General features: G+C 58.4%; 11 protein-coding genes. All 11 read left to right on the forward strand.

Annotated features, from left to right (window positions below):
- Positions 1-52: 52 nt before the first annotated feature.
- Positions 53-1,306, forward strand: coding sequence for a sulfite exporter TauE/SafE family protein (locus tag SFUM_RS03315; protein WP_011697516.1), 1,254 nt, complete (start codon positions 53-55; stop codon positions 1,304-1,306).
- Positions 1,307-1,308: 2 nt separating this feature from the next.
- Positions 1,309-2,031 (forward strand): type 2 periplasmic-binding domain-containing protein, encoded by a 723-nt coding sequence (locus SFUM_RS03320; RefSeq protein ID WP_011697517.1) that lies wholly within the window; start codon positions 1,309-1,311, stop codon positions 2,029-2,031.
- A 9-nt stretch (positions 2,032-2,040) separates the two neighbouring features.
- Positions 2,041-2,496 (forward strand): universal stress protein, encoded by a 456-nt coding sequence (locus SFUM_RS03325; RefSeq protein WP_011697518.1) that lies wholly within the window; start codon positions 2,041-2,043, stop codon positions 2,494-2,496.
- Positions 2,497-2,658: 162 nt separating this feature from the next.
- Entirely contained in the window at positions 2,659-3,075 is a 417-nt protein-coding gene (locus SFUM_RS03330) for a response regulator (protein ID WP_011697519.1), read from the forward strand.
- A 157-nt stretch (positions 3,076-3,232) separates the two neighbouring features.
- Positions 3,233-3,655 carry a response regulator gene (locus SFUM_RS03335; protein ID WP_208597169.1) on the forward strand — a complete coding sequence of 141 codons (423 nt, stop codon included), beginning with the start codon at positions 3,233-3,235 and terminating at the stop codon, positions 3,653-3,655.
- Between the two features lie 119 nt (positions 3,656-3,774).
- Positions 3,775-6,456, forward strand: a complete 2,682-nt coding sequence (locus SFUM_RS03340; RefSeq protein ID WP_011697521.1) for a PEP/pyruvate-binding domain-containing protein — start codon at positions 3,775-3,777, stop codon at positions 6,454-6,456.
- Positions 6,457-6,522: 66 nt separating this feature from the next.
- A complete protein-coding gene (locus SFUM_RS03345; RefSeq protein ID WP_011697522.1) occupies positions 6,523-7,494 on the forward strand; it encodes a universal stress protein in 972 nt (323 codons plus the stop codon).
- Positions 7,495-7,780: 286 nt separating this feature from the next.
- Entirely contained in the window at positions 7,781-9,505 is a 1,725-nt protein-coding gene (locus SFUM_RS03350; protein ID WP_011697523.1) for a sensor histidine kinase, read from the forward strand.
- Positions 9,502-9,870: a response regulator gene (locus SFUM_RS03355; protein WP_011697524.1), complete on the forward strand. Its 369-nt coding sequence runs from the start codon at positions 9,502-9,504 to the stop codon at positions 9,868-9,870. Before SFUM_RS03350 ends, SFUM_RS03355 begins: the two co-directional genes overlap by 4 nt.
- Positions 9,871-10,017: 147 nt before the next feature.
- Positions 10,018-12,144: a SulP family inorganic anion transporter gene (locus tag SFUM_RS03360; protein WP_011697525.1), complete on the forward strand. Its 2,127-nt coding sequence runs from the start codon at positions 10,018-10,020 to the stop codon at positions 12,142-12,144.
- Between the two features lie 34 nt (positions 12,145-12,178).
- Positions 12,179-13,420: a response regulator gene (locus SFUM_RS03365; RefSeq protein WP_011697526.1), complete on the forward strand. Its 1,242-nt coding sequence runs from the start codon at positions 12,179-12,181 to the stop codon at positions 13,418-13,420.
- Positions 13,421-13,514 lie beyond the last annotated feature (94 nt).

Genomic DNA, 13,514 nt, shown 5'->3' on the forward strand with positions numbered 1-13,514 from the left:
GAGGGGAAGAGCACATGTTTTTGCAACCAACAGCATCAGGGAGGTCTTTTCAATGAGTGTTCCCAGGAAGGTTTATGAGTTCTTGAAAGCCGCTTCCGTGGCTCACGCGCGATGGGACTACGAAGTCTCGTTGTCCATCATCAGGAACAGGAAGAAGCTGCTGATTCTCTTGCTCATGCTCACGCCGATCCTGGCCGGGTCGCTGCTTGAAGCGGCTTCCCTGCTGGGGGGGAAGGAAGCTTACGCTCCCGCCTATTATTCGACCATGATCTTCGTGGTGTCCATGGCCATCGGGCTGGCGGCCGGTCTCATCACGGGGTGTATCGGCGCCGGCGGCGGTTTCATCATCACCCCCGCGTTGATGGCCGCCGGGGTCAAGGGCATCCTGGCCGTCGGCACCGACCTGTTTCACATTTTTGCCAAGGCCATCATGGGTACGGCCGTCCATAAAAAGCTGGGAAACGTTTCGACCAAGCTGGCCGTTGCGTTCCTGGTGGGGTCCGCAGGCGGAACGTTTATCGGCGGCGCCTTGAACAAGGGGCTCTACAACAAGGATCCCCTCCTGAGCGAAGCATTCATCAGCGCGGTCTATGCAATTCTTCTCGGATTCCTGGGCTTCTACGCCCTCATCGACTTCCTGCGCTCGAGAAAAGCGCCCGGGGGAGGCGGCGACGCTCACGGCGGCGGCCCTTCGGGAACCCCGTCCGTGGCCCTCAAGCTCCAGTCCATGAACCTTCCGCCCATGATCCAGTTCGATGAGGATTTCGTTCCCGGCGGGAAACGCATCTCCGGCGTCGTTGTGGCGCTGGGCGGCGTCGTGGTGGGTATTCTGGCCGCTATCATGGGGGTCGGCGGCGGGTTTGTCACGTTTCCCATGTTTGTGTACATCTTCGGCGTTTCCTCGATGACGACCGTGGGCACCGACATTCTGCAGATCATCTTCACCGCCGGTCTTGCCGCGATCGGACAGTACGCGATTTACGGCTACGTCTTTTACACCCTGGCGATGGGCATGCTCATCGGTTCGCTTTTCGGCATCCAGGTCGGAGCGCTCACCACCAAGGTCGTGAAGGGCATCCACATCCGTGGATTCTACGCCGTTTCGATCATCGCCGGATTTGTCAACCGGGCCGCCACGTTGCCCAAGAAGCTCACTGAGCTGGAGGTGTTTAACATTCCGAAGCCGGTATATTCGGCAATCGAGACCTTCGGCAACATCGTGTTCTGGATCGTCGTCGCAGCCTTCGGTATTTGGATTTTCAGCAAGTTCTTCAGCAATATCGGATCGTTGAGGGAGGAGGAATAGCTATGCTGATCAGGCACAAGAAGACTTTCAATATGGGCTTATTGTTTGCCGTGAGCTTCGTGGGGGTTCTGGCGCTGATTTTCTCCCCGATTTTCCCCGGGCAGAAAGGCAAGATCAATGGCCTGGAATATTCCGACGAACTGTTCAACAAGCTCTCAAAAGGCTCCTCCTATTTTATTCCTGAAATAGGCAAAAACGCCGAGCAGTTCAAAGGAAAACCGTTTTCCGTCACGGTGGCCATGGACAGCGCGGAAGCGGCCAAGCAGGCGGTCAAGGTATTCACCGTGGCCGGAGCTCAGGCCGTTGCGAACGACAAGCAGTTGACCCTGAACGGGGACCTCGGCGCAACTCTGGCGAGCGCCCTGGCGGACTCCGATGCGATGTACAAGAATGAGGGCGCGAAAATCGCCGCCCGTTACGGGTTCGATGAGAAGGAAGTGATGAGTGTGTGGTGGAGCGCGCTCAACAAGTCGGTGAAGGAACTCCAGAAAGCCAAGAAGATCGAAGAGGCGAGCGTTATCCTCTCGGTGATGCGAAAAGGGATTGAGCCGTCGTACAACTTTTACGGTATCGAGTCACAGCGGGTTATCGACAAGGCCTTTCTGATGACCGGCCTTCTTGTTTTCTACGTCCTGTACACCATGTGGTGGGGATACGCCATCTTCTACCTGTTCGACGGGATGGGGCTCAGCATGAAAAAAGCGAAGGTGAAAAAGGAAGTATAGGAGGGGAAAATGAAGGTCTTGGTTCCCGTAGACGGTTCCGCGCATTCGTTGGAAGCGCTCAAAGTCGCCGTCGATTTCGTCAAGTGCAAGGGCGCTGAGGTGTATGTTATCAGCGTAGTCCCTTTCATCGGCGGTATGGAAGACCATGAGATCTCTCCCAAGCGGAGGGAAAGAACCATGGAAAGCATCGAAAACCTGGCGAACACAGCCGTGAAGCAGGCCCTGGAGGTCCTTGACGCCCAGAACGTCGTTCCCACCGGGTCAAAAACCGTGGCGACCTCCATCTCGGTTCCCGACGCGATCATCGATTTTGCGGAAACGGAGAAAATCGACCTCGTTATCATGGGAAGCCGGGGGTTGAGCACTTCATCCCGTTTCAAGCTCGGGAGCGTGGCCTCCCAGGTCATGAAATACAGCCCCTGCTCCGTGTACCTCGTCAAAATGCCGGCGGAAAGGACGTCGTAGTGTTCCTTGTCCGGTTGTGAGGATTTCCGATCGTGGCCGGCGGGCGCGGCTTCATCGCCGCGCCCGCCCTTTGCGGCTCTCTGGCCCGGGGTGACCCCGCAGGGAGTCGAAGCGCTCATCGCGGTTCGCGTATTCAGCAACGTTCATCGAGGACGGGCACCCATGGGGCGGCATTTCCGAATACTGGTGGCAGATCGCAATCCGAACGTGCGTGAACTCATTCAGAGAGAACTGGCCATGGAGGGTTTTGAGGTCGAGGCGGCGAGGAACGGGGAAGAGGCCGCACGGCTTGTCCATGGAAACAGCCCTCCCGATCTGCTGATCCTGGACCCGGATCTTCCCTACTCCGGGGAGGTCGCTCTTCTCGAAAAAATCCAGGCCAGGCGCCCACCAATCCCGATCGTCATTCACACCTTTCTTGCCGAAAGCTCCGAACGGGGAGCCGGCGACGGCATCCAAACCTATATCGAAAAGAACGGGAATATGGACCTGTTGAAGGATGCCGTCCGCGAGATGCTCGCGAGGTTTTACCCCGAGCGGTTCTCAAGCGTCGGGGAGGATGCGGGAGAAGACCTCTGACCTTGCGCGTCTAAAAACGGATAGGATTTCTCCGAATCCACGGGACTATTTCAAAAAGGAGCCTTTTGTCGAAGGGCTCATATGGTGTATAATTTTTTGATTGGATCGCGTGAACAGGACTCTTTTGAAATGGCCCAGAATGGAGGAGGGGATTTCCGTGGACTCGTTTCGTGTCCTGCTGGTCGATGATGAGAAGGATTTCCTGGAAACGCTGGTCAAGAGGCTCCGGAAGCGCAACCTGGCAGTGGATGCCGTGACCAGTGGAGAAGAGGCCCTCGAGGTCCTCAAGGAAGCGCCTGCGGACGTCGTGGTCCTGGATGTGCGAATGCCGGGCATGAGCGGATTGGAAACCCTCAGGGAAATCAAGAAGCAGTATCCTGTCATCGAGATCATCATGCTCACGGGGCACGCGAACATGGAGGTGGCGATTGAAGGAATGGAACTGGGCGCCTTCGACTACCTGCTCAAGCCCATGGACATCGACGAGCTCCTGTATAAGCTGCAGGATGCCTACAAGAAAAAGAGTCTGCACCAGCGGCGTGCGGAACAAGTCGTCGAGAAGGTCTCGACCCGGAAGTAGAGGCTACGCGCGCACGCGGCATCATAACCGCCGCTGCGACCGCTCATTCCCTCCGCGAGCGCCTTCGGGCGCAAACCTGTTGACAACCCTCGAGTTTCCATAGTCTGTGATCGTTCCATATGGCTGGTCTCTTTGGATTTTTGAGAAAACTGAAGTTCGGCGGGAAAGATAAGGGAGCGCCACGTCCTTCGGACGTGGAAGCGCTGCGGACTGCGTTCAAGGATCGTTATCACAGTTTCAAGCTGCTGCTGGCCGCCAACAACAAGGCACTGGAGATCATGTCGGAGATGGAGTACGCCCTGCGGGGACACCGTCCTTTCGGGATGTCCTTCATCCGCGCGAATTGCACGGCGGTTTCCGTGAATGTGTTCCGCATGGTCCAAAACCTCGACCAGCTTGCACCCGGAAAATACAGGGACCTGTTCGGGCGGTTCAAGGACATCCAGGATTCCATCAACCAACTCCTGCAGACCAGGAAGTCGTTTGCGGGGGACCGGTACGTGATTCCCTTCGAATCGATCGACAGGAACATGGCCGACCTGGTCGGGGGCAAGATGGCTAATCTCGGGGAGATATTCAACAATTTGAACCTCAGAGTCCCTCCCGGGTTCGCGATCACCTCGGCAGCTCAGGAAAGATTTTTTGAATCTAATGACTTACAGCCGGAAATCGATCGCATCCTGCAGTCCTCGGCGGTTGACAAGCTCGACGAGCTCTATGCGGTAAGCTCGGAGATTCAGCAGTTGATCATACGGGCGGAAATGCCCGAAGACCTCGAACGGGCGATTCGCGCCGAATACGAGGCGCTGGAACGGACGGCCGGGGCTGGGGTGAAGGTTTCGATGCGCAGCAGTGCGCTCGGTGAAGACGCTCTGGGGGCGTCCTTTGCGGGACAGTATCGGTCCGAGCTGAACGTGAGCTCCGAAAACCTCATGGAGGCCTACAAGGAAATCGTTGCCAGCAAGTACAGCCTCCAGGCGATCTCCTACCGCGTGGAGCGCGGCATCCTTGCCGAAGAGGTCGCCATGAGCGTCGGGTGCATGGTGATGATCAACGGCATCGCCGGCGGGGTGACCTACTCCTGCAACCCCATGAACATCAGGGATCACTCGATACACATTCACTCGGTGTGGGGGCTGCCCAAGTCGGTGGTGGACGGGAGCGTGACTTCCGACGAGTTCGTCGTTTCGAGGAGCGAGCCGCCCACGATCGTTCGAAAAGAGATTCAGCACAAGAGCCACCAGTTCGTGTGCTATCCCGATGAGGGGGTGTGCCGATTGGACGTGGTGGAGGAGAAGAGCGCCGAGCCGTCGATTGCCGACGCCCAGGCCCTGGAGCTGGCGCGCATCGCGATGGTCCTGGAGGATCACTACGGCTGTGCGCAGGACATCGAATGGGCCGTGGACAAGGACGGTTCCATCACCCTGCTGCAGTGCAGACCGTTGAAAGTGAGTGAAGGCACGGCCGTTCGGGCCGAAGGGGCGGATGAGACGGTCTTCGGCGAGGTGCTTCTGAGCTCGGGCGTCACGGCCAGTCAGGGGGTGGGATACGGCCCGGTGTATGTGGTCCGCAAGAACAGCGACACCCTTCTTTTCCCGAGGGGCAGCGTGCTGGTCACTCAGCAGGCCTTGCCCAGGTGGGCCGCGCTGTTGGGACATGCCTCGGCGGTGATCACCGAGCAGGGCAGCGCCGCGGGCCACTTGGCCAATGTCGCCCGGGAGTTCGGTGTGCCGGCAATCTTCGGTGTTCCGGAGGCCACGGAAAAGCTCGCAAACGGCGAGGCGGTGACGGTGGACGCGGACGCCTTGAGGGTGTACAAAGGGACGGTGGAAGCCTTGCTCGGCCGGGCCAAGCCCAGGACCGGCCTGATGGTGGGAAGCCCGGTCTACGAGATACTGCGCCAGGTCGACAAGCACATCGTGCCCCTGAACCTCCTGGATCCCGATTCGTCCGATTTCAAACCCAAGAACTGCCGTACCCTCCACGACATCACCCGGTTCTGCCACGAAAAATCGGTCAAGGAGATGTTCAGCTTCGGAAACGACCACCATTTCTCGGAAAGAGCCAGTAAGCAGCTGGTGTGCGATGTTCCCATGCAATGGTGGATCATCAACCTGGATGACGGCTTCAGGGAGGATGTTCCGGGTAAGTTCGTTCATCTGGACAACATCGTCTCCATTCCCATGCTCGCTTTGTGGGAAGGGATCGTGGCCGTGCCGTGGGAAGGTCCGCCGCCCGTGGATTCCAAGGGGTTTATGTCCATCCTTCTGGAAGCGAGCGCCAATCCGGCTCTCGATCCGTCCATGCCGTCCCCTTACGTCAATCGCAACTATTTCATGCTCTCCAGGAATTTCTGCAGCCTCAGCTCCAGGTTCGGGTTCCATTTCTGCACGATCGAGGCGCTTGTCGGAGAACGGCCCCATGAAAACTACATCAGCTTTCAGTTCAAGGGGGGGGCAGCCGATTTTCAAAGACGGTTGCGCCGGGTTGTTTTCGTCTCGGGCATCCTGGACGAATACGGTTTTCGGGTGGAGGTAAAGGAAGACGCGGTTCTTGCCCGCATCGAGGGTTTCGATGAATCGTACATGAAACGCAAGCTCAAGATGCTCGGCTACCTGATCATCCATACGCGCCAACTGGACATGATCATGTCCAATGACGCATCGTACAATCACCATCGGGAGAAGATACTCAAGGACCTCTCGAGGGTCCTCGGTTCCCGGGATGAGACGGCCGCGGTGGTCGACGGGCAACCGGGCGAGAGTTCCGCCCGGGAGGAGGGGGAACCCCGGACTTCATGATCTCCGTGCCGCGTTCCGGGGGACCGAGTGGGGGTTTATTTCGGCTCAGCGAGGAAGGAAGGCCAGATGGCGACATCCAAGAAGCAGAAGCGAATCCTGGTGGCTGTAGACGGTTCCGAGCAGGCCTTCGAGGCGGTGCGCTACGTGAGTCGGGCGGTTTCCCCCGGGACGGCGCAGGTGGTGCTTTTCCATGTAGTGACACGAGTGCCGGAATCATTCCTGGACATGGATAAGGAGCCTGCGTATCGCTATCGGATCGTAAATATCGGCGCCTGGGAGCAGCAGCAGGAGAAACTGACCCGGGACTTCATGGAAAGGTCGCGGGAAGTATTCGTGGCCGCGGGTTTTCCCGAAGGTGCCGTGTCGATCCTCACCCGGAACCGGAAGGTGGGGATCGCTCGGGACATCGCCTCCGAGGCCCTGGATTCCTACGATGCGATCGTGCTTGGCCGGAGCGGACTCAGCGATTTGAAGGACTTTGTGCTGGGAAGCATCGCGCAGAAGGTGATCGAGAAAGTCTCGAATGTGCCCATCTGGGTGATTGGGGGCAATGCGGGCCCCGAAAGAATCCTGATCGGAATGGACGTCTCGGACGGGGCCATGTTGGCGGTGCGTCATGTAGCCGAAATGCCGGGAGGCACGTTTCAGTGCGATGTGACCTTGTTCCATGCGATTCGCAGCGTCACGCTTTTCCAGCGATTGTATGGGGGGATGGCGCTCAAAGACGACGATCCGGCCTTGCAGGACCGAGTCCGGGAAGAGCTCGAACAGGTGAGAAAGGCCATGGAGCCGCGTTTTGCCGAGGCACGGCGTTGTCTCCTGGATGCTGGGGCGCCCGCCGAGCGGATACGCGATAAGATCGTGACGGGAGCCGCCAGCAGGGCGGTGGCGATCATGGAGGAAGCCGAGCGGGAAGGGTGCGACACGATTGTCGTGGGCCGAAGGGGCCTGTCCAGGGTGCAGGAGTTCTTCATGGGTCGTATCAGCAACAAGGTGATCCAGTTGGCAAAAGACCGGACGGTTTGGGTGGTGAGTTAAAGATCTTTTTCACGAATTATGAATTTAATGGCGGTCGGACCGCAAGCTGTTGTATAGGGATAACCGGCCTCGGTTCCCTTTCCTTGTCTACGCTTCATTCGGATAAGCGGGAGGCGGAAGCGCGCCCCGTCCAATCCGCGTTCAAGTCCTCAAGCGATAACCTCTTCAGGAACCCCCGGGCAGAGCTTCGATAACACGGATGATGCGGCCCGCCGCCGAAGGGCACGGCATTGCCTCGGGTCATGGCGCGCCCGGGCGACGGCGGCGCGACGGAGAAGTGAATTCCATGAAATGGGAATGGCCGACGAAGGTTCGACTGCTTGATTTTCCGGAAGGCGGGGAATCCCCGGAGCGCTACCGGTTGCTTCGCAGGAACATGATCATCCTGATGATCCTGGTCACCATCTTTCCCCTGTTTTTCATGGCCGTGGTGAACTATCACCAGTACCAGACGTCGCTCAAGGACGAAATCCTCAATCCTCTGCGGGTGCTGGTGGACAAGACCCGGCATTCTTTCGAGCTGTTCCTGGCCGAACGGCTGTCCGCCGTCAGTTTCATCGCTTCGGCCTACAGCTTCGATCAGTTGGCCGACGAGAATACCCTGAATCGGATTTTCACGGTGACGCGGCAGGAATTCGGCGGATTCGTCGACCTGGGGCTCATCGACGGAAATGGAGTGCAGGTCAGCTACGTGGGGCCTTACGAGCTGAAAGGTAAGAACTATCATGAACAGAGCTGGTTCCACGAAGTGCAGATCCGCGGAAGTTATATCAGCGACGTGTTCATGGGCTACCGGAAATTTCCGCATATCGTGATCGCCATCCAGAAACGCAACAACGAGGGCAGGATCTGGATCCTGCGCGCAACCATAGACACGGAGAGGTTCAATGACCTGATCGCCTCCATGCGCCTCGACCCGAGAAGCGACGCCTTTCTGCTCAACAGGAGCGGCATTTTTCAAACTCCGTCCAAGTGGTACGGGGGAGTGCTCGAACCCTTTCCGATGCCTCTGCCTCCGTTCACCAACGAGGCGACCGTGCTCGAGGAACAGGACACGCAGGGCAGGCAAATACTGCTGGCCTACACCTACTTTCCCCATTCTCCGTACATCCTCGCAGTCGTGAAGCCGAGGGCCGAGGTGCTGAGGGCCTGGACGACTCTGAAAACCGAGCTGTTCCTCGTGTTTCTCGTGAGCGTGATCCTCATCTTCCTGGTGGTGTTTCGGTTGACCAACGTGATGGTGAGGCATTTGCGGGAGAGTGACGAACGCAGGGAGGCGGCGTTTCGGGAGATGCAGCACGGCCACAAGCTCTCCTCCATCGGGCGGCTGGCCGCCGGGGTGGCTCACGAGATCAACAATCCCATGGCCATCATCAATGAAAAAGCAGGCCTGATGAAAGACCTGATCGGCTATGGGGCGGACTTTCCCGAAAAGGCGAAATTCCTTTCCCTCATCGATTCGATCCTGAATTCCGTGCACCGCTGCCGGTCCATCACGCATCGGCTGCTCGGATTCGCCCGCCGGATGGAAGTGCATATCGAGACGCTGGATCTGAACGAAGTGATCCGGGAAACCTTCTCTTTCCTGGAAAAGGAAGCGCTTTACCGGAACCTCGAGATCAAAATGGAACTGGCGGAGAGCCTGCCCCGCATTGCATCCGACCGGGGCCAGCTGCAGCAGCTGTTCCTGAATCTCTTGAACAACGCGTTTGCCGCCGTGGAAGACGGGGGCAGGATTTCCGTGACTTCATGGGAGCATGACATTGATACCCTTGCCGTTTCCATTCAGGACAACGGCTGCGGCATGTCGCCGGAGACGATCAAACATATTTTCGAACCGTTTTTCACGACCAAGAAGGGGAGCGGAACGGGCCTTGGCCTTTCGATCACCTACGGGATCGCGAAACGGCTCGGCGGCGACATCCAGGTGCAGAGCGAGGTAGGGCATGGAACCACGATGACCGTGTACCTGCCCCGAAAATCCGCGGAGGATCTTCAGGATAGCAAATGAAGCAATGGAAATTATTGTTGGTGGATGACGAGGAGGAGTTCGCCTCGACCCTGGCCGAGCGCCTGAGGCTGCGCGGGGTTGATGTCAGGACGGTATTCAGGGGAGAGGACGCATTGCCCGCCATCAGGCAGGAGCGCCCCGACCTCGTGCTGCTGGACGTCCTGATGCCGGGGGTGGGCGGGATGGAACTCCTCAGACGGCTTAGAATCGAATGCCCGTCCCTTCCGGTGATACTGCTCACCGGGCAGGGGATCAGCGAAGAGGAGCTCCGGATCGGGGCGCTCCACGGCGCGGTTTTCCTCATGAAACCTTTGAGCATCGATGAACTGATGAAAACCATCGGCGGCATCCTCGATACGGGATAGCCCGATGCGGTTTTTCGGGATGCCGCTTTCCACGGCCATTCGCCTGCATCATGAACCACGGCGCCCGGTCCGCCGGGTCCGCGACGGATTGACGGGTGCGTGAATCCGTCGGTTCACATCAATGGAAACACAGGAGATGTTCTTGTCATGTTAAGGCGTGTTTTCCCATTCCTGAGCTGGATCAGAGAGGTCAACATCGGGACCGTCAGAATGGACCTTATCTCCGGCTTGACAGTGGCGCTCATATTGATCCCTCAATCCATGGCGTACGCTCAGCTCGCCGGAATGCCCGTCCACTACGGACTGTACGCGTCGCTGCTCCCGCCGATGCTGGCCGCATTGTTCGGCTCGAGCCGCCAACTGGCCACCGGCCCCGTTGCCATCGTTTCCCTGATGACGGCCGCTGCGCTGGGGCCTATGGCCACAGTGGGCAGCGAGGGTTTCGTTGCATACGCGATTCTCCTGGCGCTCATCGTGGGCGGTTTCCAACTGGTCCTAGGGATTCTCAGGCTCGGACTGGTCGTGAATTTCCTGTCCCACCCGGTGGTCAACGGCTTCACGAACGCGGGCGCCATCATCATCGCGACCTCGCAGATGTCCAAAATGTTCGATGTCTTCGTGGATGATGCGGAGCATCACTACGAAACCGTGTACCGGGTGGCCGAGGCGGCGTTGACCTACACGCACTGGCCGAGCCTGGCGCTGGGCGTGTTTGCGTTCGCGGTCATGTATGTATTGCGGCGCATCGACAAGCGCATTCCATACGTATTGGTCGCCGTGGTGCTGACGACGATCATTTCGTGGGCCACGGGCTTCGAGAAGAACGTCAAGGCTCCGCTGGACCTGATCGCATCGGAAGAATGCCGGGAACTGGTTCGAGAATTCAATGCGGGCATCAGGGAAATCGCAAAGCTCGGCGCGGACCGCGCCGAATTGGGTCCCAGGCTGAGCGATGCGGAAGAGCGCCAGGGGCCTCATGCGTCCGTCACCCTCGAACTGCGGCATCAGACCGCTCTCATCGTCGCCCGGATGGATCAGCTCAAGGAGGAAACGCACCACAAAAGGACCGCCATCCGCTCGCTGCTCTTCACCCGCGTGACCTCACCCGACGGCCGGGAATCCTACTATCTGAAAGGTCGGGCTCCGGTCGAGGGACAGGCCGATGGTTCCGTGTGGCGCGTCAAGGTCGGGAATTCACCCCTGGACGAGGGAGGGCTGATGTTGATGGGGGGCGGCAGCGTGGTCGGGAAAGTCCCGCAGGGGCTGCCTGCCCTCTCGCTTCCAAAGTTCGATCTGAGGGCGGTTCTTCACCTGCTTCCCATCGCGGCCATCATCTCGCTCCTTGGATTCATGGAGGCCATTTCCATTGCCAAGGCAATGGCCGCAAAGACCGGTCAGCGGCTGGACCCCAACCAGGAGCTCATCGGGCAGGGTATTGCGAACATCATCGGAGCGTTCGGGAAAAGCTTTCCCGTATCCGGGTCCTTCTCACGGTCGGCCGTGAATATCCAGGCGGGGGCCGTGACCGGGCTCTCAAGCGTCTTCACCAGCGTGACGGTGGGCATCGTGTTGCTGTTTCTCACCCCGCTCCTCTACTATCTGCCCCAGTCGGTGCTGGCCGCGGTGATCATGATGGCGGTCATCGGCCTGATCAACGTTTCGGGTTTCATTCACGCCTGGAAGGCGCAATGGTACGATGGGGTGTTTTCCGTCGTCACGTTCGTCTGTACGCTCATCACGGCACCCCACCTCGACAAGGGCATCATGATCGGTGTCGCGCTCTCCCTCGGGATGTTCCTGTACAAGAGCATGCGACCGAAAGTGACGACCCTTTCCATGTATCCCGATCGCTCGTACCAGAGCGCACGGGATTTCGGCCTCAGGGAATGCCGTCACATCGCCGTGATCCGCTTCGATGGACAGCTCTTTTATGCCAATGCCGGTTACCTGGAGGAACAGGTATCCGAAAAAATAATGTCGATGCCCGAGTTGAGGCATTTCTTGATCGTGTCCAATGGTATAAATGATATGGACGCATCCGGGGAGGAAACGCTGTCCCTTATCGTGGACCGGGTGAGGAGCGCGGGGTACGGGATTTCCTTCAGCGGGGTGAACGAGAATGTCCTGGCGGTCATGAAGCGCACGCATCTCCTGGAAAAAATCGGTGAGGAGAACATTTACCCGAGCCTCGAAAGGGCTGTCGAAAGCATTCATTCGAAAGCGCACACACAGTGTGAAGACAGTTGTCCACTGCAGGCGGTGTGTTTTCTGTAAACATTGAACTTCAGAGATTCAGAGGAAAAACGCGATGCCAGTCATCTCTCTTTTCTATGGCTCTTACTGCAACGGCGATGAGGTGGCCCGAGAACTCGTGGAAATGCTGGGATACGATCTGGTTGACGACCGGGAGATCGTCCGGGAGGCTTCCAAACGGTTCAAAGTCGAGGAATCCAAACTGCTCAAGGCAATGGCCGGGAAGCCGTCGGTTTTCAACAAGTTTACCCACGAACGGGAACGTTCCCTGGCCTTTCTACGGGGGGCGCTGGCCGATCGGATGCGCGCGGACGACTTTCTGCTGTTCGGCCTCATCGGTCACATGATCCCGAGGGGCATTTCCCATGTGCTGAAGGTGCTCACCATCGCGGACATGAAACACCGGGCCACGGTCCTCTCGAAAAAGGAGAACCTGGACGAAAAGGAAGCCGCCCGCAGGATCCACAGGGAAGACGAGAGCTTCGTGCTCTGGGTGGAGTATCTTTTCAAATCGAAGGACCCCTGGAGTCCGGAGCTCTACGATATCGTTCTTCCAATGGACAAGAACTCCGTGGAGTCGGCCGCCATTGTCGTGTGCGACAACATTCGCTCGGATGTCCTGCGGGTCACCGACGCTTCCCGGCAGGCGGTCGAGGATTTCATACTTGCCGCCGAGGTTGGATTGAAACTCGCTCTGGCCGGTCATGACGTCGGGGTGGAGGCGGAGTGCGGCACCGTTACCCTGAGCATCAACAAGCACGTGATGCGCCTGTCGGCGCTCGAACAGGAGCTCAAGGCGCTGGCCGGGAAGGTGTCCGGCGTCACAGGGGTGGAAACCAGGGTCGGTTCAGGCTACTATCAGTCCGACGTCTATCGGAAATTCGATTTCGAGTTGCCGGTGCCTTCGAAAGTCCTTTTGGTGGATGATGAGCGCGAGTTCGTTCAGACGCTGTCCGAACGCCTGCAGATGCGCGACATGGCGTCAGCCGTCGTGTATGACGGTGAGGAAGCCCTTTCGCTGGTCGCCGAGGATGAGCCGGAGGTCATGGTGCTGGATCTCAAGATGCCCGGAATTGACGGGCTCGAAGTGCTCAGGCGGGTCAAACGGGAGCATCCCAACGTCGAAGTGATCGTGCTCACCGGCCACGGGTCGAAGGAGATCGAGCGGGAATGCCTGGGGCTGGGTGCATGTGCCTATCTCGAAAAGCCGGTCGATATCGATACCCTGACCCGTACCATGAAAAGCGCGTACAGAAAGCTCAAGGATAAGAAAAGCCGGGAATCCGGAGAAGCCTGATCACGGATCGTTGCGCACGGCCCGATTCGCCCGTCGGAACGGAGTTCCGAACTGAGGGATTCCCATACGCGGGACGGGGAAAGCACGATTCACC

The organism is Syntrophobacter fumaroxidans MPOB, from assembly GCF_000014965.1.
GTDB lineage: Bacteria > Desulfobacterota > Syntrophobacteria > Syntrophobacterales > Syntrophobacteraceae > Syntrophobacter > Syntrophobacter fumaroxidans.